16 protein-coding genes are annotated in these 22,010 nt (G+C 65.4%); 5 read left to right on the plus strand and 11 right to left on the minus strand.

Features of this window, described 5'->3' with window-relative positions; all coding sequences use genetic code 11:
* Positions 1–10 precede the first annotated feature (10 nt).
* From HMPREF3088_RS03835 to trmB, 7 genes are all read right to left on the minus strand, one after another.
* Positions 11–1,447, minus strand: a complete 1,437-nt coding sequence (locus HMPREF3088_RS03835; protein ID WP_070758515.1) for a DUF6114 domain-containing protein — start codon at positions 1,445–1,447, stop codon at positions 11–13.
* Positions 1,431–2,000, minus strand: coding sequence for a DUF6230 family protein (locus HMPREF3088_RS03840; RefSeq protein ID WP_070758516.1), 570 nt, complete (start codon positions 1,998–2,000; stop codon positions 1,431–1,433). The genes HMPREF3088_RS03835 and HMPREF3088_RS03840 overlap by 17 nt, the downstream gene beginning before the upstream one ends.
* 86 nt (positions 2,001–2,086) lie before the next feature.
* On the minus strand, positions 2,087–2,503 hold the full coding sequence (locus tag HMPREF3088_RS03845; protein WP_070758517.1) for a DUF3054 domain-containing protein: 417 nt from the start codon (positions 2,501–2,503) through the stop codon (positions 2,087–2,089).
* A gap of 9 nt (positions 2,504–2,512) precedes the next feature.
* The gene (locus tag HMPREF3088_RS03850) at positions 2,513–3,634 is read right to left on the minus strand and encodes a lysylphosphatidylglycerol synthase transmembrane domain-containing protein (RefSeq protein ID WP_070758518.1); all 1,122 of its coding nucleotides are present in this window, start codon (positions 3,632–3,634) and stop codon (positions 2,513–2,515) included.
* A complete protein-coding gene (locus tag HMPREF3088_RS03855) occupies positions 3,634–6,108 on the minus strand; it encodes an MMPL family transporter (protein WP_070758519.1) in 2,475 nt (824 codons plus the stop codon). The genes HMPREF3088_RS03850 and HMPREF3088_RS03855 overlap by 1 nt, the downstream gene beginning before the upstream one ends.
* The gene (locus tag HMPREF3088_RS03860) at positions 6,101–6,847 is read right to left on the minus strand and encodes an NYN domain-containing protein (protein ID WP_371441295.1); all 747 of its coding nucleotides are present in this window, start codon (positions 6,845–6,847) and stop codon (positions 6,101–6,103) included. Before HMPREF3088_RS03860 ends, HMPREF3088_RS03855 begins: the two co-directional genes overlap by 8 nt.
* A 138-nt stretch (positions 6,848–6,985) precedes the next feature.
* A complete protein-coding gene (trmB, locus tag HMPREF3088_RS03865; protein WP_070758521.1) occupies positions 6,986–7,834 on the minus strand; it encodes a tRNA (guanosine(46)-N7)-methyltransferase TrmB in 849 nt (282 codons plus the stop codon).
* A 115-nt stretch (positions 7,835–7,949) separates the two neighbouring features.
* Here trmB and HMPREF3088_RS03870 point away from each other — a divergent pair, with 115 nt between their 5' ends.
* From HMPREF3088_RS03870 to HMPREF3088_RS03880, 3 genes are all read left to right on the plus strand, one after another.
* Positions 7,950–8,804, plus strand: a complete 855-nt coding sequence (locus HMPREF3088_RS03870; RefSeq protein WP_070758522.1) for a hypothetical protein — start codon at positions 7,950–7,952, stop codon at positions 8,802–8,804.
* 3 nt (positions 8,805–8,807) lie between these two features.
* Positions 8,808–9,188 (plus strand): DUF6802 family protein, encoded by a 381-nt coding sequence (locus HMPREF3088_RS03875; RefSeq protein ID WP_070758523.1) that lies wholly within the window; start codon positions 8,808–8,810, stop codon positions 9,186–9,188.
* Positions 9,189–9,415: 227 nt separating this feature from the next.
* A complete protein-coding gene (locus HMPREF3088_RS03880) occupies positions 9,416–11,236 on the plus strand; it encodes a phosphoenolpyruvate carboxykinase (GTP) (protein ID WP_070758524.1) in 1,821 nt (606 codons plus the stop codon).
* 269 nt (positions 11,237–11,505) lie between these two features.
* On the opposite strand, the gene ahpF is transcribed toward HMPREF3088_RS03880, so the two are convergent.
* Both ahpF and ahpC read right to left on the minus strand, forming a co-directional pair.
* On the minus strand, positions 11,506–13,074 hold the full coding sequence (gene ahpF / locus HMPREF3088_RS03885) for an alkyl hydroperoxide reductase subunit F (protein ID WP_070758525.1): 1,569 nt from the start codon (positions 13,072–13,074) through the stop codon (positions 11,506–11,508).
* Between the two features lie 197 nt (positions 13,075–13,271).
* On the minus strand, positions 13,272–13,835 hold the full coding sequence (gene ahpC / locus HMPREF3088_RS03890) for an alkyl hydroperoxide reductase subunit C (protein ID WP_070758526.1): 564 nt from the start codon (positions 13,833–13,835) through the stop codon (positions 13,272–13,274).
* A 703-nt stretch (positions 13,836–14,538) separates the two neighbouring features.
* Here ahpC and HMPREF3088_RS03895 point away from each other — a divergent pair.
* A complete protein-coding gene (locus HMPREF3088_RS03895; RefSeq protein ID WP_070758527.1) occupies positions 14,539–16,020 on the plus strand; it encodes a YeeE/YedE thiosulfate transporter family protein in 1,482 nt (493 codons plus the stop codon).
* Between the two features lie 96 nt (positions 16,021–16,116).
* Entirely contained in the window at positions 16,117–18,144 is a 2,028-nt protein-coding gene (locus tag HMPREF3088_RS03900) for a vWA domain-containing protein (RefSeq protein ID WP_070758528.1), read from the plus strand.
* Positions 18,145–18,296: 152 nt separating this feature from the next.
* Here the strand turns inward: HMPREF3088_RS03900 and HMPREF3088_RS03905 are convergent, their stop codons facing one another.
* Both HMPREF3088_RS03905 and HMPREF3088_RS03910 read right to left on the minus strand, forming a co-directional pair.
* Positions 18,297–20,567: a 3-hydroxyacyl-CoA dehydrogenase NAD-binding domain-containing protein gene (locus HMPREF3088_RS03905; protein WP_070758529.1), complete on the minus strand. Its 2,271-nt coding sequence runs from the start codon at positions 20,565–20,567 to the stop codon at positions 18,297–18,299.
* A gap of 105 nt (positions 20,568–20,672) precedes the next feature.
* Entirely contained in the window at positions 20,673–21,902 is a 1,230-nt protein-coding gene (locus HMPREF3088_RS03910) for an acetyl-CoA C-acetyltransferase (RefSeq protein ID WP_070758530.1), read from the minus strand.
* Between the last annotated feature and the right edge of the window lie 108 nt (positions 21,903–22,010).

The following is a 22,010-nucleotide window of genomic DNA, read 5'->3' on the forward strand; positions in this document are numbered from 1 at the left end:
AATTATGCACTTAGGGGGCTAGCGACGTGCCCTTGGGTAGGTCGATGCGGTCCGAGGAGACCACGTAGGCCTCCATGGTGCCGTCCAGCATCCGCAGCTTCTCGGAGAGCGCGTCGGGCTGGCCGAGCCCCATCTTCGCGGCTTCCTTCTTGATCTCTTCCGGCGCCCAGGAGGCGTCGATGGTGATCGGGATTGTCTTCACCCCGGCGATCTCCGGGGTGATGGTCAGCTTGCTCACGATGATGTGGAAGTTGCCGCTCAGCACGCTGGTCTTGCCGGGGCCGGTGCGCTGCCAGATCGGGCCAGCGGTCTGGCCGGGCATCTCCATGGCCAGGTTCTGCAGGACGGCCTTGTCCGCGTCGATGCGTAGTGCCGGCTTCGGCCCCTGCTGGGTCTCCAGCGTGATCAGGGAGAGCTTCATGTTGCCCAGCAGCGAGGTGGAGTCGGTCGTGATTTGGAAGGTGTTCCCCGGGATTCCCCGCAGTCCCTCGATGGGGGCTGGGGGAGTGAGATCCATCTCGTATTCCTCCGGGATCTCCGGGAGCTTGGGCGCCTCTCCCAGCTTCGGGAGGTCAGGCAGCTTCGGGGGATCAGGGAGTTTTGGGGTTTCCGGCAGCTTGGGCGCGGCAGGCCGTTGCTGTGCCGGGGGCTTCGCCGCCCCCGGGGCCTTGGGCGTGCCCGGCAGATCCGGGAACTTCGGCAGCTCCAGCTGCGCCTGCGCCGGTGGCGCTCCCGCCGTGGCAGTCAGACCCGCGGCCAGTCCGGTCGCGGTGACGGCTGCGAGAACCGCAACAGCGGTGGAATTGCTGGCCCCGGAGGTCTTGCTCGACTCGGTGGTGGCCCGATCCGTCTTCTGCTGCTTCTTGGCCTCCCGCTGCGCGGCGAGTTCCTCCTTGGAGGATTCCGTCCAGGACAGTGCCAGGGCGCCGCCCACCAGGGCCAGCAGGGTGCCGAGCACGAAGCCACCGAAGTTGGACGTCGGCAGCGCGACGATGCCCAGGATGATGCCAGCCACGCCGGTAAGGATGCGGCTGCCGCCCCCGAACCACGTCATCAGGCCGCAGGCGATCAGCAGGGCACCGATGATGAAGGTGGACACCCCGGAGATTGTCGAGACCTGGATGATGATGTTCGAGACCTCCAGTGAGAGGTACGCCGGGGTGAGGATCACGACCCCACCCAGCAGCATCAGCAGCCCGGCGAAGAAGGGGTGGCTGCGCCGCCACTGAGTGAAAGAGGGGCGGCTGCCCCGCCCCTGGGCGAAACCGGAACGGCGCTGGGCATCCGTGGTTTCGTTTCTATCATCGCCAGCAGCGGCGTCTGTATCCGCGTCTGGAGTGGTCGACAGCTCTTGGGTATCCGCGTTCTCGGCTGCGGGGGTGCCACCGGTGCTCGTCGCGTCGGTGGCTGCCGCCTCCGCCGCCGCACCGTTAGCACTCTGCGTCATCTGGATTCACCAGTGTGATCTCGCTACCCGCCGCGGTCAGCTGATCTGCGGACAGCGAGGATGCGTGCATGGTCTGCCCATCGGAGATGAGCTTCTCGGCCGCGATACCCCACGCACCGGGGGCAGCGTTTTTGTCGACCTGGTTCGCATCGATGCCGATCTGTGGCTTGACCAGAGTCATGCCACCGCTCAGATCAGGGGCGCCGATGATCATGTTCTCGGCTTCCATGTTCTGGCCCGGCACGAGCATCTGGAACTTTTTCTCCCCAATACCCGGCACCTTGATCGGTGCGGACATGCACACGTCGGACACGCGGGCCTTGGTCATCTTGATGCGGGAGACCGTCTCCTCGCCATTGGCCAGCTTGTCGGAATCGACGAAGAGGGAGAAGCCGTCCGCGTCCAGACCGCCGACGTCCATGTTGAAGATCGTGTTGGACAGCGCCAAGTTGGCGGAGATCCCGCCTTCGGCCATGGCGACGCCCATTCCCCCGGATGCCAGCAGGCCGACACCCAGAATTCCTGCGAATCGAAGTTTCCTTGTGTGTCCCATGTCACAGAACACTAGGCGCGCAAAACTAAGTTTCGTGCAAACTTCGTGAAAAATTCTTCAAAAAAGTGTCAGGCGGCTGGGGAGGTTTAGCTCTTTCGCGTCCGGAGCTGGGCGATTCCGCGCCAACCGAAGAGCAGCAGCGCGGACATCACTGTGGCCACCAGGATGAAGGACCAGTGCGGGATCGCCGAGTTGCGGATACCCCAAATACCCAACCCGACGATGAGGCTGCCCAGCCACACGAATACCCCGGTGCGCAGTGCCCGGCCGGCGGCGCGGGCACCCGTGGCAAGTAGGATGCCCCAGACGATCGCCGCCCCCAGCATGAAGGGCCAGGCGGTGTCCAGCCAGCGCAGGACGCTGAAGCCCGAGCCGTCGTCGTGGGCCAGGCGCGCGAGCAGCGCGAAGATCAGCAGCGCCAGAAGATCCAGTACGGGCGCGAGAGCGCCGGAGGTTGGCGCGGTGGTGGTGGGGGCAGCAGCGTTGTGGGGGGCAGTAGACATGCCCTCAGCTTAGCCGGAGGTGGGACCGGGGTTCTTGGGCGCTTCGGGGGAGGTCTTCGAGCCTGTACTCGGGGCGGCCTCAGCGGCTGCCTTCGAGGCGTCGGCCTCAGAACCCGGTGCCAGCTCGCGGGGGTTGGGCAGCTTCGCCACGAGGAAGGTGAACCAGCCCAAACCCACGAGGCCGACGAAGCTGAACATGCGGAAGACAATCACGGCGGCGAAGGCCTGCCCGGAGGTCAGCCCCGCAACCCCCACGAGGGTCGTGGTCAGCATGATGTCCACCGGACCCAGCCCGCCCGGGGTGATCTGCGCCTGCCCGACCAACTTGGCGGAGATGAAGCTCAGCACCACCCCGGCGATCGGCGCCTTCGCCCCCACCGCGTAGGTGCAGGCCAACAGGCAAATGATCTCCAGGATCCAGTTCAGCAGGGACCAGTTAATCGCCAGCGCGAGCTTCGGCAGCGGCAGCTCCACCGTCGCAAGCTGCTCGGAGAAGCCCGCGAGCTGCTCCACGTGCCGATCTTCCGGCTTCTTGCGCCAGCGGTTGAAAGCCCGCAGTCGGGCGATCAGCCAGTCCTCCACCTTCTTGGGGTTGCGAGCGGCCCAATTCGTTAAGGACGCCAACACCACCAACACCACAAGCGAGACAGCCAACGTGAGTGGGTTGACCTTCAGCCCGAGGAAGAAGACCGAGCCGATCCCCAGCAAAGCCATGCCCGCGCCCGCGAGCAGGCCGGAGAAGACCATGTACCAGCTGGCGATCACCGGGGTCGCACCCCACTTCAGCTGCTCCCGGAAGATCATCGCCACAGAGATGGCGGGCCCGCCGGGGAGGGATGCGGACCAGGCATTCGCGACCAGCCCCAGCACGTTGGCTGAGAGGCGCCGGACCTTGATACCCGCCGAGCGCAGCAGCACGACCATGACCTCGGCCTGTGCGAACATCGACAGCAGGACGGTCACGGCGGCGAGTAGCAGCCAGCGGTTATCGGCAGCCTTCAGCTCCTCCCACCCGTTTTCCAGGAAGCCGAAGTGGCGGTGCGCCATGAACGCGATGGCGGCGAGCACCGCCAGCGAGAGGGCGATCCGGGTGAGGGGGGAGCGGAAGAAAGCGGAGGTCTTGGCGAGCACTAGTCCTGGCGCCCCTCCTCGCGGCGCCCCTCTTCACGGTGCCCCTCTTCACGACGTCTCAGCTCCGCCATGAGTTTCTCGAAGGGTACGGTGCGCCCACGCTGCCCGGCATCCTCAGCCTCCGGTGCAATAGTCGGCTCAGCAGCTGCCTCGTTGTCTGTGTCGACGTCGCCCTCGTCGTCTGTCTCAACGTCTGCGAGCGGCTCCGGCAGGGGCTCCCGCTGGCCGGCGTGCTCCGGGGCGGTCTCGGTGGCGGCCCCACCGGTCGTGGCAGTGGCGCCGACCGCCGCCGGTGCGCCAGCACCCACCAGGGCCGGCTCGGCGGCGCCCACGGCGACCGGGGAATCAGCCAGCTGCTCGTTGTGGCCAACCTTCTCGGACAGCCGCTGTACCCAGCGGGGTGCCCACCAGTTGTCCTCGCGCAGCATGTGCATCACGGCCGGGACCAGCAACAGGCGGATGACGGTGGCGTCCAAAATGAGGGCCGTGATCATGCCGTAGGCGATGTACTTCATCATCACGATGTCCGAGAAGCCGAAGGCGCCCGCGACCACGATCATGATCAGGGCGGCGGCGGTGATGATGCCGCCGGTATTCGCCACGCCGAAGCGGATCGAACGGTCGGTGCTCTCCCCGTGGGAGCGGGCCTCCACCATGCGGGAGACCAGGAAGACCTCGTAGTCCGTGGACAAGCCAAAGAGGATTGCCACGATGAGCACCAGGATCGGGCTCATCAGTGGGCCCGGGGTGAAGTTGAACAGGTCCGCGCCCACACCGTCGACGAAGAGCAGGGTCAGCACGCCCAGGGTCGCGCCGATGCCCAGCACGTTCATGATCACGGCCTTCGCCGGGATGATCAGCGAGCCGAAGACCAGCGCCATGAGCACGAAACTGACCACCACAATGTAGAGCATCATCCACGGCAGCTTGTCGAAGAGCGCCTGGATGGACTCCTGCTCCATGGCCGGGGTGCCGGCGACCAGAACCTCGGCGCCCTCGGCATTCAGGTCCTCCAGTTCCTCGACGATGCGCTTGTAGTCATCGCGGTCGGCGATGCCGGTGGACAGTACCGTCGTGTCGTCCTTCGTCGGCTGCGTGACGCGGAACGGACCAGTCAGCCCGGTGATGTCGTTGGCCTCCCGGTAGACCTGGGCCACCGCCTGCTGATCGCCCTGAATGACGAGCTTGATCGGGTCGGTGCGGAAGGCCGGGAACTTCTCGTCGAAGTTATTCTGCGCCACACGAGTGGTCTCGTTCGGCGGCAGGTAGGTCTCGTTGATTCCGCCGAACTTGATGCCAGCCATCGGGGCGGTCAGGGCCAGCAGCAGCGCGACCAGCAGGAAGGTCACGGCCTTGGAGTGGCGCATCGCGAAGGCCGGGATGCGACCCCAGATGGTGTTGATCTGCTCGTCGCGGGTGCGGGTCTTGTGCTTGCGCACCGCCCACTTATCGATGTTGTGACCCAGCATGCCGAAGATGCTCGGCAGCACCATCACGGAGAGCAGCGCAGCCAGGCCGACCGCGCTCATCGCGCCGAAGGCCACGGACTTCAGGAAGGCCTGCGGGAAGATCAGCAGGCCGGAGAGCGCGACGGCCACCATCGCCGCGGAGAAGACCACCGTCTTGCCGGCCGTCGCGGTGGTGTTTCGCACCGCGGTGGGAACGTCGCTGCCCTCGGCGAGCTCCTCGCGGAAGCGGGAGACCATGAACAGGCCGTAGTCGATCGCCAGGCCCAGGCCCAGCAGGGTGACGACGGAGATCGCGAAGACGTTGATCTGCGTGGTCGCCGCAAGCAGTGAGAGCACGCCCAGGGAACCGAGGATGGAGAGTACGCCCACCAGCAGCGGCATCAGCGCGGCGATCACGCCACCGAAGACGATGAGCAGCAGCACGCCGACCGCCGGCAGGGCGTAGATCTCGGCGCGGGAGATGTCCCGGGACATGCCGGAGTCCAGCGCCCCGGCCACCGCGGTCTGACCCGCGATCTCCGTCTTCAGTCCCGGCACCTCGATCTTGGCCAGGTCATCCTCGATGGCGCGCAGGTTGTTCAGGACGTCCTCGTCCTCACCCTTCATCGCCAGGGAAGCGAAGGCGGCGTCGCCCTCCGGGGTGGCCATTTGGCGTGGCCCGTTGGCCCAGTAGGAGTTGATCGTGCGGATGTTATCCGGGTACTTCTCCTCCAGGGCGGTCAGCTGCTTCGTTAGCGATTCCTTGACCTCCGGGGTGGTCACCGACTGCGGCTTGTCGCCCGTGACCAGCAGAATCACGTCGCCCGAGTCATCGCGACCGAAGATCTCCTCCTCGATCTCCTTCGCCCGGGTGGACTGCGAGCCGGGGTCGTCCCAACCCTCCTGGCTCAGCCGGTCGTCCAGCTGCGTGCCCACGGTCGCGAAGAGCGCGAGCACCGCCGCGATGATGACCAGCGGGATGACCCGGCGGAAACGGTAGGCGAAATTTCCCCAAGCGCTAAACATGGAAGTTGTTCTCCGAAGGGTTGTGGTGGTTGTTGTCCCTGCGCTCGGCAAGCGCAGTCAGCGGGCGGAAAGGCTGCAGCCAAGCGCCCTCGTCCGGCAGGTTGTCCAGGCTCACGCGCGGCAGCGGTTCGCGGAAGACCCCGGGGATATCCTCCAGATCCACGAAACGCAGCTTCTCGTTGCCCAGCACCCAGGCGACATGCTCCCGGAAGCCGATGACGGTGACGGGGATGTCCTCGGAGAGCTCCTCCAGGGTCTCCCGGAAGTTCTGGCCATCCGCGCTGGCGACGATCAGTCCGTCGAGAACGCCCTCCGAGTGACGGCGACGGATGAGGTCCAGCATGTCGGCGTCGACATCCGAATCCTCGGTGATCTTGGGCTTGGCGAAGACCGCGAAGCCCACGTTGCGCAGGGCTTCCACCCAGGGGCGGACGACGTCAGCGCCACCGGGGGTGATGTTCGTGAAGACGGTCGCTTCGGGCTCGATCAGTTCCTCACCGCTGAGCCCGAAGTCCTCGTTGAGCTGCTCGGTTTCGTCGATAACCCAGCGGCCTACCGCGTCGAAGCGGGGACGGTGGGCGGCGGTGGGGCGAGCCCCCAGGATCGCGCCCAGCCCCATGTCGATATTCGGGGCATCCCACACCAACAGGAGGGTGGGGCGGGTCTCGGTGGCGGCACCGTAGGAGCGATGCTGCTCCCCGACGGTGGTGCCGGCACCGGAAGAAGAAGGACTAGTCATATGCGGGATAAATTGTGATGAAACGTTGTCAGCGGTGAGAAAACCACTTAAGGAAAATCTGGAATAGGGATCAATCCAAACTACCACCGGTTACCCCGCGTCCCTAGGAGCTATTTCCCAGGGAAGACTAACGAGCGGCTACTTCTTCGTCCACAGGTATTCCTTAATAGTGTGCTCCTTGCGCAGGCCCTTGTCCTCGAACTTCGTGAGCAGCTGGCGGTCCACCAACTGGCCGAGGTGGCCGCGCCCATCGTCTGCTCCGCTGGCGAGCTCCTCGGGCCAACCGATGTATTCGAGCTGCGGCTCTGCGTTCACGAGCTCGTCGATCCACTCGGCGTACTCCGCGTGATCGGTGGCGATGTGCAGGATGCCGCCCGGGCGCAGCCGGCTGGCGATGAGGTGCAGCGTGCCGGTCTGCACGATGCGGCGCTTGTGGTGGCGGGCCTTGGGCCACGGGTCCGGGAAGAAGATACGCACCCCGGCCAGGGACTCGGGCCGGAACATGCGCTGCAGCACCTCCACGCCGTCGCCCTTGATCATGCGGATGTTCTCGATCCCTTCGCGGCTGACCGCACCGACGAGCTTGGCCAGGCCGGGGCGGTAGAGCTCGACGGCGACGATGTTCTTATCGGTCTCCAGCGGGGCCATTGCGGCGGTGGAGGTACCGGTGCCGGAACCGATCTCCACGATCGTGTCCGCATGGCGGCCGAACCATTCATCCAGGTCGATGTACTGCTCGTTGACCTGCTCGTCGAGCTCCTTGCCAAGGCGCGGCCAGTTGGCTTCCCAGGTGGCCTCCTGGTTATCGGTGAGCGTGCCGCGGCGGAAGGCGAAGCTGGATAGCCGTGGGTAGTCGCGGCCGTCGTTGAACACCGTCTGAAGTGGGCGCCTGCCGGTGCCTCCGGTAACTTCCGGCGCCGGTGCGGAGTTTTCTTCTGAAAGGGCTTGCTGGTGGTCGTCCTGTGGGGAATTATTGGAGCTAGTCATCGTCATCATTCTTGCAGATGGTCTGGTTTTCCGGGAGTTTCGGCGTGGGGTACGCCGCCCGGGGCCTAAGGCGATGGGGGAGAGCCCGGGACAAGCCCGGGGAAATGGGGGAAAGATGAAGACTATTGCCGTGATCGGCCCGGACGAGGCCGAGGCGAAGAAGGTCGCCGAGCAGCTCACCGGGGTGCGGGCGGTGCCGGGGGCGGGGCCTGGGAAGGACATCGACGGGGTCGTCGCTGTCGCGGGGGGACCCACCGAGGAGGCCGTGGAGATCGTCCAGGCGGTCGCCCGCAACATCGGGGTGGTCGCGGTGCTCAGCGACCACCGCTGGCCCAACATCCCAGGGGTCCATGTTCTTGGCTCCCAGGACGTCGCCGGCCTACAGCGGTTGATCGACCGGCTCTACGTGGACGCCAAGCAGTGGGAGCTGGCGGCGCGCCGGGCGGATCAACAGCGCCTCGAACAGGTCCGCGTGGCGATCCGGCTGCGGATGCAGCGCTTCATCCGAGAGGGGTGCTCCGCCGCAGACCTGGGGGAAGCTGGCTCGGGCGGTCGCGAGCTAGCTCACCGGCGATTCCTGGCGGAGCTGCGGGTGGCGGTCTTAAGTCAAGGGATCCTCTGCCCACCGGTGGATACCGCGCTTCCGCCGGCCGCCAAACCGGTGGAAGTGCCCGGCCGTGCCGCGCAACTGGCCACCCTGGCAGCTGGGGTGCTGGGCGCGGTCGGCCTGCTGTTCGCGGTGGGTCGGCTGGCGGGCTACCCGTGGTTGGGGCTCAGCCTGGGGCTGCTCGCGGCGGTGGCGCTGGGATGGTTCCGGCTCAGCGCGCAGCAGCGGGCTATCGACCAGGCTCAACGAGAGGCGGACTTCCGCCTGCTCCAGGAAGCCTGGAGCGCACAAGTTACAGAGACGATCACCCGCATGAACATTCCGCGGGTAGCTGAGCAGCTGACGCTGCGAACGGGGGTATAAGGCATGGATTTTCTTGGCGATATCTTTTCCCATCTACCGGCGGAACCGGACGCCACGGGGAGGCAGGACATGGTCTTCTCCGTTGGGGGCTCGGAGTATGCCATCCCCAATCCGCAGGGCTTAGGCTCCGCGACATTCACCGGCGAGGACGGCGTCACCACGGTCTCTGACCTGGACGGCGACGGGCACGTGGACTACGTCAGCAACGTCTCCTACGACGGCAAGTGGACAGCCTGGCGTCCTGATGGGGCGGCGGATGCGAAAGAAAACGGGCAACAAGTGAGTGAGCCTGTGGAGGGGGTGGCCGAATCCACCCCCAATGAGGTGAGCAAAACCTGGGATGCCGGGCGCTGGGAATGTGTGGACCGGGGGGAGTGGGGCTAGTGTGGGGGGTGAAGAAAAACTCTGCGCATCAGCATTCATCAGCACGAATGAGCACCTCAGCGCCTGCGACGCGAATCTGTGCGTCGGGGCAGGGGACGCAGACTCGGTTGGAGTAGTCCACACAAAGGTGGGCAATTCCGGCTGATCCGTGAGTCTGGTCCCCACATCCGCTCTCAGAACCGATAGTGTTGAGCCAGAGAAATAGCCGAGCGTTAGGAAAATATTCGATGACCATCCGAGGGCTTGTCGGCGAGGCACCCACCAAGAACCAGGAGCTGCTGGACTGGATCGAAGAATCCGTAGAGCTGTTCCAGCCGGACTCCGTCGTATTTTGTGACGGCTCCGACGAGGAGTGGAACCGGCTAGCCGAGCAGCTGGTTGAGGGAGGCACCCTCATCAAGCTGGACGAGGAGGCACAGCCGAATAGCTTCCTCGCACGCTCCAACCCGGCCGACGTGGCTCGCGTCGAGTCCCGCACCTTCATCTGCTCCGAGAAGGAGGAGGACGCCGGCCCGACCAATAACTGGGTCGAGCCAGAGAAGATGCGCGAGGAGATGCGCCAGCACTTCTCCGGCTCCATGCGCGGCCGCACGATGTACGTCGTCCCGTTCTGCATGGGCCCGATCTCTGACCCGGAGCCGAAGCTGGGCATCGAGCTCACCGACTCCGCCTACGTCGTGATGTCCATGCGCATCATGACCCGCATGGGTGCAGAGGCTCTGGCGAAGATCGACGAGACCGGTCAGTTCGTCAAGGGCTGGCACAGTGTCGGCGCTCCGCTGGAGCCGGGCGAGAAGGACGTCCCGTGGCCGTGCAATGACACGAAGTACATCACCCACTTCCCGGAGGACCGCGAGATCTGGTCCTACGGCTCCGGCTACGGCGGCAACGCCATCCTGGCCAAGAAGTGCTACGCCCTGCGCATCGCGACCGTCATGGGCCGCGACGAGGGCTGGATGGCCGAGCACATGCTGATCCTGAAGCTGATCAGCCCGGAGGATAAGGCGTACTACATCTGTGCCGCCTTCCCGTCTGCCTGCGGTAAGACCAACCTGGCGATGCTGCAGCCGACGATCCCGGGCTGGCGAGCGGAGGTCGTCGGTGACGACATCGCGTGGCTGCGCTTCGGCGAGGACGGCCGCCTGTACGCCGTGAACCCGGAGAACGGCTTCTTCGGCGTGGCACCGGGCACCAACTACGCCTCCAACCCGGTCGCGATGAAGACCATGGAGCCGGGCAACACCCTGTACACCAACGTCGGCCTGACCGACGACAAGAACGTCTGGTGGGAGGGCCTGGAGAACAAGCCGGAGCACCTCATCGACTGGCTGGGCAACGAGTGGACCCCGGAGTCCGAGGACAAGGCCGCTCACCCGAACTCCCGCTACTGCTCGCCGATCTCCCAGTGCCCGACCGCGGCACCGGAGTACGACGACCACCGCGGCGTGCCGGTCTCCGCGATCCTGTTCGGTGGCCGCCGCGCGGACACCGTCCCGCTGGTGACCCAGGCCCGCGACTGGAACCACGCCACCTTCATCGGCGCGACGATGGCTTCCGGCCAGACCGCCGCTGCAGCCGAGGCAGCGGTGGGCTCCCTGCGTCACGACCCGATGGCCATGCTGCCGTTCATCGGCTACAACGCCGGTGACTACCTGCAGCACTGGATCAACATGGGCGAAAAGGGCGGCGACAAGATGCCAGAGGTCTTCCTGGTCAACTGGTTCCGCCGCGGCGAGGACGGCCGCTTCCTGTGGCCGGGCTTCGGCGAGAACTCCCGCGTCCTGAAGTGGATCGTCGACCGCATCGAGGGCCGCGTCGAGGCCGATGAGACCGTGGTTGGCTACACCGCTCGCTACGAGGACCTCGACACCGAGGGTCTCTCCGAGCCGGAGGAGGACATCCGCGAGGCGCTGAGCGTCCACCCGGAGGAGTGGGACCGCGACGTGGCCTCCAACGAGGAGTGGCTGAAGTTCCTGGGCCCGAAGGTTCCGGCCGAGGTCTGGGAGCAGCACGAGGCGCTGAAGCAGCGCATCGAGGCTGCCAAGTAAGCGCCTAGAAGCCTTCGCAAGAACGACGGCTCCCGCCCACTGGGTGGGGGCCGTTTTCTCGTGTTATAGGGGGGCTTGCTGCGGGCACGGCGGTGGCTCTTGGCGAGACCATCCCTGGATGTGGCTTCGCCAGCAGATGTTCGTCTGCCCAGTCGTCGAAGACAGAGCCCAGCACGGCCACCTGTAGAAAGAGCAACACCCCGGCGCCACCATCGCGGTGGGCCGGGGCGGATGCTTAGCAGCCCGGGGTAGGGCTTAGCGGCGGAGCATTAGCCGATCGCGTTGTGTTCCCAGGCGGACAGGCCGGCGGTGGCGCCGGTGCCCGTGGCGATCACGATCTGCTTGTACGGCACGGTGGCACAGTCGCCAGCGCCGTAAACGCCCGGCACATTGGTCTTGCCCTTGGCGTCGATGACGATCTCGCCCATCTGGTTCAGCTCCACGCCGGAGCCCTCCAGCCACTTGGTGTTCGGCAGCAGGCCGATCTGGATGAACAGCCCGGAGAGCTCGAGGGTCTTGACCTCACCGGTGGTGCGGTCCTCGTACTTCAGGCCCGTGACCTCCTTGCCGTCGCCGATGATCTCCTTCGTCGCGGCGGAGGTGACGATGTCGACGTTCTTCAGGCTGCGCAGGGTGTCCATGAGGACGTCGTCGGCGCGGCAGGTGTCCGCGAACTCCAGGACGGTGAGGTGGTTGACCACACCGGCCAGGTCGATGGCGGCCTCGACGCCGGAGTTACCGCCACCGATGACGGCGATGTCCTTGCCCTTGAACAGCGGGCCGTCGCAGTGCGGGCAGAAGGAGACACCCTTGTTGCGGTACTCATCCTCGCCCGGAACACCCATGAGGCGCCAGTTCGCGCCGGTGGCGACGATGACCTCGCGGGCCTTGAGGGAGGCGTTCTCACCGAAGTGGACGGTGCTGAGCTCGCCGTCCTTGCCCGGGGTCAGGCCGGTTGCGGACTGTGCCTTGATGACGTCGATCTCGTAGTCGTTGACGTGTGCCTCGAGGTTCGCGGCGAAGGTCGGGCCATCGGTCTCCGGGACGGAGCTGTAGTTCTCGATGGACTGGGTATCCAGCACCTGGCCACCGAAGCGCTCACCGACGATGCCGACGCGCAGCCCCTTGCGGGCGACGTAGATCGCGGCGGTCGCACCAGCCGGGCCCTGGCCGACGACGAGGACGTCGTAGGGCTCCTTCTCGTTGAGCTTCGCGGCTTCGCGCTCGGCGTGGCCGTCGTCGAGGCGGGCGACGAAGTCCTGGATGTCCATGCGGCCGGAGGCGAACTCCTCGCCGTTGAGGTAGACGGTCGGGACGGCCTGGATGCCCTTCTCGTTGACCTCGTCCTGGAAGAGGGAGCCCTCCACCGCGGTGTGCTTGATCCGCGGGTTGATGACGGACATCGCGTTCAGCGCCTGCACCACGGTCGGGCAGTTCTGGCAGGTCAGGGACATGTAGGTCGTGAACTCGAAGTCCCCGTCCAGGGCTGCGACCTGGTCGATGAGGTCCTGCTCTTCCTTGATCGGGTTACCGCCGACCTGGAGGAGTGCCAGCACCAGGGAGCTGAACTCGTGGCCCATCGGGATGCCCGCGAAGCTCACGCCGATGTCGCTGCCTGCACGCTGAATGGTGAAGGAAGGCTTGCGCTCGTGAAGCTCGTCGTCCTGGCGGGCGGTGATGTTATCGGAGAGTGCCGCGATGTCCTCGAGCAGCTGCTTGAGGTCTGCGGACTGGCTGCGGTCGTCGAGGGAGTAAACGAGCTCGACCTTCTCGGTGATGCGGTCGACCAGCTGGCTGAGCTGGGACTTCAGGTTGTCGTCTAGGAGCTTCTTGGCCATGGTTAGCTGCCTCCTTCAAGGCGTGTGTGTAGTGCGGGGCCGGTATGGGCGGTGATTTATGAGTGCTTTATGGGGTGGCTCGGGCGTGTGGCGCGAAGCGACAGATAAGGGGAAAGGGCGGGCGGGCAGTGAGCCCGCCCGCCCTTAGCATTCGCGGCTGCGAGCTTGAGCCGCTTAAAAGATCTGGAAGCTAAAGGCTAGATCTTGCCAACCAGGTCGATGCCCGGGGTCAGGGTGTCCTGGCCCTCTTCCCACTTCGCCGGGCAGACCTCGCCTGGGTGCTCAGCGACGTACTGGGCAGCCTTGATCTTGCGGACCAGCTCGGAAGCGTCGCGGCCGATGCCCTCGGCGGTCTGCTCGATGTACTGGATGATGCCCTGCGGGTCGACCAGGAAGGTCGCGCGGTCGGCCTGGCCGACGCCCTCGCGCATGTTCTGGAAGTTGCGGGTCAGGTCGCCGTTGGAGTCGCCGATCATCGGGTAGTTGACCTTGCCGACCTCCTCGGAGGACTCGTGCCAAGCCTTGTGGACGAAGTGGGAGTCGGTGGAGACACCGTAAACCTCGACGCCCATCTTCTGCAGCTCCTCGTAGTGGTCTGCGAGGTCGCCGAGCTCGGTCGGGCAGACGAAGGTGAAGTCGCCTGGGTAGAAGAAGAAGACGGACCACTTGCCGAGGACGTCGTCCTTGCTGACCTCGGAGAACTCACCGTTGCGGAAAACCGGGTTCTTGAAATCCAGAATCTCAGTGTTGATCAGAGACATATGAACTTCCTTCCTGCTTTGTCGCTTGAATTGTCTGCCCTGTGGTGACCGGGCGCACAGGCCGGTGGTGGCCTGCGGAATTCCCGGGGTGGGCATTCACTATTTAAGGGTACCTAGCTGCGGCGGACTTCGCTGCCGTAGCTTCTGTCCATTAATATAGCAGAACCTTTTAATTATTCAAGCCCCAATAGGTGAGGGCTATAACAAGTCTTCACTTTGGAGCTCTGGGCGTGTCACTGCATTGCGGGTGGAGGGATGGCTGGGTTGTCGCGGCGCGCAGCGGGGGTGCGGCGGATGCTCCGCCAGTGTCGTGTGTCTGCCGCGCGAGCAGTGTGTGCGGCGCCGCTACGCGAGTCCCGTCATGCGACCGCCGTGCGCGTTTTGCAGAGTTTGATGCCGGAAATTGATGGAAAAGCGACATCAAACTCTGCAAAACGGATCAGTGGGGCGGGGTGGCTGGGTTGATGCGGGAGCTAGTAAATGGATATCAGTCAGTGTTTGGTGGAGGAAGGGGCGAGTTGTAGACCGTTCGGTCTTCTTCAATGGGGGTAAAGTTATGCCGGGTTACCTGCGTGAATGATGTCTATGGGGTGAAAACTAGACCGAGTGGTACGTTTTGCGCTTTACAAACTTCCGGCGGGGCGCTAATGTTCTCGGCCATACATAGACAGATCGGTTCATTACTGACAGAAAAGAGAGACACATGATCATCACCGGCCTCGCGCTCGGCGTGGTACTCGGATGGGTTATGCAGCGCGGCAGGTTCTGCGTCACCGGCATGATCCGCGATATCTTCCTCAACAAGACATGGCGCGGCTTCACCGCCCTGCTTATCGTCATCGCCGTCCACGCTGTGGGGTTGGCGGCGCTGACCACCGCTGGGGTGATCACCCCGGATTACAAGGAATTCGCCCCGCTGGCCGTGACCCTGGGCGGCTTCCTCTTCGGTGCGGGCATCGTGCTCGCCGGCGGCTGCGCCTCCGGTACCTGGTACCGCTCAGCCGAGGGGCTCATCGGCTCCTGGCTTGCGCTGCTCTTTTACGCGGGTAGTGCCGCTGCCATGAAGGGTGGCGCGCTGAACTTCCTCAACGAAGGCCTGCGCAGCTGGACCCTGCCGCTGACCACCATTAACGCCTCCCTGGGGGTTTCCGTCTGGTGGCTGGTGATCCCATTCGCCATCGGCGTGGCCTTCCTGACCCGCCACTTCCTCGCCGAAGAGGCAGCGGCCCCGAAGATGGCCACCCTGAAGCCGAAGAAGACCGGCCTGGCGCACATCCTCGCGGAAAAGCCCTGGCACTTCTACCCAACCGCAGCCATCATCGGCGTGCTCGGCGTGATCGCCTGGCCACTCTCCGCCGCCACCGGCCGCAACGACGGCCTCGGCATCACCAGCCCGTCCTCCAACCTCTCCAAGTTCCTCATCAGCGGTGAGGACACCGTGGACTGGGGCGTGCTGCTGGTCCTCGGCCTGCTGGTCGGTGCATACTTCGCCGCCAAGGCCTCCGGCGAGTTCCGCCTGCGCCTGCCGTCCGCTACCCAGGCTGTGCGCTCCGTCATCGGCGGCATCCTGATGGGTGTCGGTGCCTCCGCCGCCGGTGGCTGCACCGTCGGCAACGGCATGGTCCAGACCTCCCTGTTTAGCTACCAGGGCTGGGTTGCGCTGCTGTTCATCTCCATCGGCATCTGGGCGGCAGCCAAGCTGTGGCTCAAGCCCACCGACGCCGTCCCGGGCCAGAGCGCACAGCCGACGCAGGACGCCCCGAAGGCTGACTCTGCTCCGACCGTCGCCGCACCGGCCGCGCAGTCCGCAGAGGCTGCCGACCTGCAGTCCGCCGGCGCCCAGTACGGCTTCCAGACCACCGGCGTGGCCCTCCTGGAGCGTCCTCAGATTGCGACGGCCGCCGGGTCGACGTCCGAAAACACCGGCACCACGACGGGCCTGGAGCTGGTCGGGGACCGTACCTACAAGCTGGACTCCCTCGGCGCGGTCTGCCCCTTCCCGCTGATCGACGCCAAGGCTGCCATCGCACAGCTTCAGGTCGGCGACTCCCTGCAGATCGACTTTGACTGCACCCAGGCCACCGACGCCATCCCGCGCTGGGCGGCCACTGACGGTCACGAGGTGACGAACTTCGAGCAGACCGACGAGGCTGGCTGGACGATCACCGTCAAGAAGGGTGAATAGTCCCCGAACTGCACTGAAAACTAAATAAAAACCCCAGGGGTGGGCGGCTGCTTCCTGCTAACTTTGGAAACCAAAGTAAGGGAAGGAAGCAAACACATGCGAGTGAGAAACCTGCACGCACAGCCACGGGAAGCCAGTACGGCGCCCGCAGGAACGACCCGCCCCGAGCACAACACCGGCCTTTCCGGCCGGGTGCACAGCAGCGCTAAGCACCGCAGCGCGATGGCCGTCGCCATCGCGCTGTTGCTGTCTCTAGCCGGGGTCGTTGTCCCCTTCGGGCACCCCCAGGCCGCGGCGGAAGCCAAGGACATCCCGCCGACCATGCTGATCCTCGACGCATCCGGCTCCATGATGGCCCGCGACGCGGGCGGCCAGACCCGCCTGGACGCGGCGAAGGAGGCGTCCAAGAACTTCTCCCGCTCTGTCTCCAAGGACTCCGAGCTGGGGTTCATGGTCTATGGCACCAAGGTCGGCAATTCCCCGGAGGAGCGGGAGGCCGGCTGTAAGGACGTCACCACCCTGCTGCCCGTGGGCAAGGGCAACGCGGGCAAGATCCCGGGCGAGGTGGACAAGGTCAACGCCTCCGGCCACACTCCCATGGGCCCGGCCCTGAAGCAGGCCGCCAAGGAGCTACCTAGCGAGGGCGAGCGTTCCATCGTGCTGGTCTCCGACGGCGAGGACACCTGCGCTCCGCCGCCGGTCTGCGATGTCGCAAAGGACCTGCACAAGCAGGGCATCGACCTGACCATCAACACCGTCGGCTTCCTGGTCGACCCAGCTGCCCGCAAGGAGCTGCAGTGCATCGCCGAGGCCGGTGGCGGCGAGTACCTGGACGCTAAGGACTCCGAGTCCCTCGCCGAGTCCATGAAGGTTCTGGCGACCCGCACCGCCCAGACCGCGGAGTCCAACGCCCCGGAAATTAAGGGCGGGGACGACGCCGCGTCCGCCACCGAGGTCCCGGAAGACGTCGAGCTCTTCTCCACCCCGCTGCGTGAAAAGTCCGGCGGCGCGAAGAATGACGAGGACGGCGCCGAGTACTTCAGCACCCCCATTGCAGAGGGCGAGCGCCTCGCGATCGGTGTGGCTACGATGCCGCCGCCGTCCCAGGGCAGCGAGATCGGCTTCGGTAAGAACTTCTCGGTCAAGGTCGAGGTCGACGAGCCTCTGTGCTACCTCGCTAACGACAACGACTTCGGAATCATTGACTCCAACGGCCCTTTCTTCGCTTCGTGGACCACACAGCAGGCCGGCGAGGACTGCCCCGCCGGGGACTTCCGCTTCAAGGTGGTGCGCAAAAGTGGCCCTTATAAGGGCAAGGAGATCCCGGCTGAGGTCTCGATCAAGCGCCTGCCGAACGAGGACCTCTCTGAGGTTCCGGAACCCTTTGCGGCGGATAAGGCCGAGAACCGCAAGGAGCCGAGCGCTGCCGGCAAGCCCCGCAAGGTGACACCAGGCGCATGGTTCGACGACGCCACCGAGCTGAACCCGGACGCCAAGGAAACCGTCAGCGCGGACATCGTCCCGGGTGAGGCTCACGTCTACAAGATCAAGACCGACTACGGCCAGCAGCTCCGCGGCGGAATCAAGGTCACCAGCGAGCCACCGAAGGACCATTACGCAGAGATCAAGCAGCTGGACATCAACGTCCTCAACTCCGCCCGCCAGAAGGCAGCGATCGCGGAGAGCGTGCACGTCCGGGAGGGTGAATCCAAGGCCTTCGGTAACCCCGTGCGCGTGAACTACCGCAACATGGTGGGTGACGGGAAGGAACAACCGAGTGACGTCGAATCCCAGAAGGCCTGGCTGGACGGCGAGCAGTACATCGTCATTTTCCTGAACAAGAGCCTCAAAGCTGGCGCTAACCACGACATCAGCAAGGAGAAGAACGCCACCGCCACCTACGAGCTCACCACTGAGCTGGTGGGGGAGAGGATCCCCGGCCCCAGCTTCGAAAAGGTCTCCAATGACACGGAGATTGAGGAGAGCGAGAAGGCGGAGGAGCCGAAGGAGACCGAGCAGGCGGCCGCTGAGGAGGATAGCTCCATCAATTGGTTCCTGATCGGCGCGGGCGTACTCGTGGTGCTCGCCGTGGCCCTGGTGGCCCTGACCCGTCGCGGCCGCTAGAGCTCACCGGAGCCAAGCACAACGAAGCCCCGGCCCTGCCACTGAATCATTCTCAGTGACAGGGCCGGGGCTTTAGCCGTGCCCTGGTGGTACCAGAGGAGTACCAGAGGGCTGGTCGCGGGAAGTCCTGAAGAGCTCCCCGCACCCACCTGCTAGCTCTTCAGGGAGTCCAGCGGGGTGAAGCGCTCGCCGTACTTCGCGGCCAGCTCCTCGGCGCGGGCGACGAAGCCAGCCACGCCGGTGGTCGGGTAGTCCCCGCCGTCCACATCAGCCTTCTTGCCCTCCGGCAGCGCAGCGGCGGCCGGGCGAGCGTAGTTCTTGATGTACTGGCGGGTACCGCCGGTCCAGGCCGGGAAGCCGATGCCCATGATGGAGCCGATGTTGGCGTCCGCATCGGACATCAGCACGCCCTCGTCGATGCACTTCTGGGTCTCCAGAGCCTCGGCGAAGAGCATGCGCTCCACCAGGTCGACCAGAACCGGGCCCTCGGTGGAGATGGACTCCAGGCCGTGGCCGGCGGTCGCGGACTCGGCGTCCGGGACGGTGACGGACCCGCCGCCCAGCTCGTCCCACAGGCCGCGCCACAGACCCGTGCGGCGGCCCTCCTCGTTGTACTCGTAGAAGCCCTTGCCCTCGAGCTTGCCCGGGCGGTCGTAGACGTCCAGCATCTTGTCGACGATCTCGGTGACGCCACCGTCGTCCACGGAGATGCCGGCGGCCTCCTGCGCGGCCTTCGTCTCGGCGCCGATCTTGCGGGCCAGCTTCAGGTTCAGCTCATCCTGCAGCTGCAGCGGCGGTGCCGGGTAGCCAGCCTGGCGGCCAGCTGCCTCGATGACGGCCGGGTCGATGCCCTCGGCCAGCATGCGCATCGCCTCGTTGAGGAAGAAGCTGATGACGCGGGAGGTGTAGAAGCCACGGGAGTCGTTGACGACGATCGGGGTCTTGCGGATCTGGCCGGTGAAGTCCAGGGCCGCAGCCAGGGTCTCGTCGGAGGTCTCCTCGCCCTTGATGATCTCCACCAGCGGCATCTTGTCGACCGGGGAGAAGAAGTGGATACCGATGAAGTCCTTCGGACGCTTCACGCCGGTAGCCAGCTCGGTGATCGGCAGGGTGGAGGTGTTGGAGCCCAGGACGCAGTCCTCCGGCACCGCTGCCTCGATCTCTGCCCAGACCTTGTGCTTGAGCTCGGTGTTCTCGAAGACCGCCTCGATGACGATGTCGCAGTCGGAGAGGTCGGAGTAGTCCACGGACGGGGTGATCCGGTCCAGCAGAGCCTTCGACTTCTCCTCGGTGGTCTTGCCGCGCTTCAGCGCCTTGGCCTCCAGGCCCTCGGAGTAGGCCTTGCCCTTCTCCGCTGCCTCCAGCTTGATGTCCTTGAGGACGACCTCCATGCCGGCCTTCGCGGCGACATACGCGATGGCAGCACCCATCATGCCGGCGCCGACCATGCCCAGCTTCTTGAACTGCTTGCGCGGCACGTCCTTCGGGCGGGAGCCGCCACCGTTGCAGTACTGCAGGTCGAAGAAGAAGGCCTGCATCATGTTCTTCGAGGTGGAACCGGTGACGAGGTCCACGAAGTAGCGGGTCTCGACGCGGGTGGCCTCCTCGATGTTCTTCAGCTGCAGACCCTCGACGGCTGCGGCGAGGATCGCCTTCGGCGCCGGCATCGGCGCGCCCTTGATCTGCTTGGTGACGTTGGCTGGGAAGGACGGCAGGAAGGCGGCCAGCTTCGGGTTGGTCGGGGTGCCACCCGGGACCTTGTAGCCCTCGGTGTCCCACGGCTGCTTCGCATCCGGGTTTTCCTTGACCCACTTCTTCGCGGCGTCGAGCAGCTGATCGGCCGGTACGACCTCGTCGATCAGGCCGGTCTTCAGTGCGTCCTCGGCGCGGAATTGGCGGCCAGTGGTCAGGACCTTCATCAGCGCGTCCTGCAGGCCCAGCATGCGGGTCACGCGGGTCACGCCGCCACCACCCGGCAGCAGGCCGAGGGTGACCTCTGGCAGGCCGACCTTCAGGCCCTTGGCGTCGGAGGCCACACGGTGGTGGGTGGCCAGAGCCAGCTCGAGGCCTCCGCCGAGCGCGGTGCCGTTGATGGCTGCTGCGACCGGCACGCCCAGGGTCTCCAGGGCACGCAGGTCGGCCTTCATCTGGTCGATCTGCTGGGTCAGCTCGGCGGCATCCGCCGGGGTGGCCTGGATCATGGCCTTGATATCGCCGCCGGCGAAGAAGGTCTTCTTCGCGGAAGCGATCACAACACCCTTGACCTCGCCGGCCTCGACGGCCTCCTTGACCTTCGCCACGGTGGCGGTGAGGTCGTCCTGGAAGGTGGTGTTCATGGTGTTGACCGGTGCGTTCGGGTCATCCATCGTCAGGGTGAGGATGCCATCGGCGTCGACATCCCACGCGAACATGTTGTTGCTCATTGATTCTCCTGTATTCGAATCTTGCAGTGAGGTAGTGCTCTTCAGCGCTGAATGACTTCAGTGCTTACAGCGGCTGCAGTGCTTGAACTGTCGGGTGTCGATCGCTTAGACGCGCTCGATGATGGTGGCCACGCCCATGCCGGCTGCGACGCACAGGGTGATCAGCGCGTAGCGGCCGCCGGTGCGGTGCAGCTCGTCGACCGCATTACCGGTGATGATCGCGCCGGTCGCGCCCAGCGGGTGGCCCATGGCGATCGCACCACCGCTGATGTTGAGCTTCTCATCCGGGATGTTCAGCTCGCGCTGCGCACGCAGGACGACGGAGGAGAAGGCCTCGTTGATCTCCCAGACGTCGATGTCCTCCGGCTTCAGGCCAGCCTTGGCCAGCGCGGCGCGGGAGGCCGGTGCCGGTGCGGTGAGCATGATGGTCGGCTCCACGCCGGTGGTGGCGACGGAGACGACGCGGGCGCGTGGCTCGAGGTCCATCTCCTGGCCCGCCTTCTCGGAGCCGATGGCCAGCAGGGCTGCGCCGTCGACGATGCCGGAGGAGTTACCGGCGTGGTGCAGGTGATTGATGCGCTCGAGCTGCGGGTACTTCGTCTGCGCGACGGCGTCGAAGCCGCCCTGGTCGCCGATCATGGCGAAGGCCGGGCGCAGGCCGGAGAGGGACTCCACGGTCGTGCCCTGACGGATGGTCTCGTCGCGGTCCAGCAGCACCTGGCCGTTCTGGTCCTTGACCGGGACGACGGTGCGGTCGAAGCGGCCCTCCTCCCAGGCCTTGGCGGCGCGCTCGTGGGAGCGGGCGGCGAAGGCGTCGAGGTCCTCGCGGGTCATTCCGTCGAGGCTGGCGATGATGTCCGCGGAGATGCCCTGCGGGATGAAGTCGTTGTAGAAGTTGGACTCCGGGTCGAGGGCGAGGGCGCCGCCGTCGGAGCCCATCGGCACGCGGGACATGGACTCCACGCCACCTGCGAAGACGAGCTCATCCCAGCCGGAGCGCACCTTCTGTGCAGCGAGGTTGAGGGCGGTCAGGCCGGATGCGCAGTAGCGGTTGACCTGCAGGCCGGTCGCGGAGTACGGCAGGCCGGCGTTGAGTGCGGCGGTGCGGGCGATGTCCATGCCCTGGTCGCCGACGGGGGTCACGCAGCCAGCGATGACGTCGTTGATGCGCGCCGGATCCAGGCCCGGGTTGCGCTCCAGGATGGCCTCGATCAGTCCGCTGAGCAGGCTGACCGGCTTGACGGTGTGCAGGGATCCGCCGGGCTTGCCCTTTCCACGGGGCGTCCGGACGGCGTCGTAGATGAAGGCCTCAGGGGCGCCAGAGTTGCTCGTCATGACAGTCCTTTGGTTCCTATCGTTCGAGAAATGTGTCCTGCATCACTCTAATCTATTTCGGCCCGGTAGTTGTACTTTTATTCTCTTCTTTTTAGGACGTCAGTTCCC

Source organism: Corynebacterium sp. HMSC22B11, from assembly GCF_001815965.1.
Taxonomy (GTDB): Bacteria; Actinomycetota; Actinomycetes; order Mycobacteriales; family Mycobacteriaceae; genus Corynebacterium.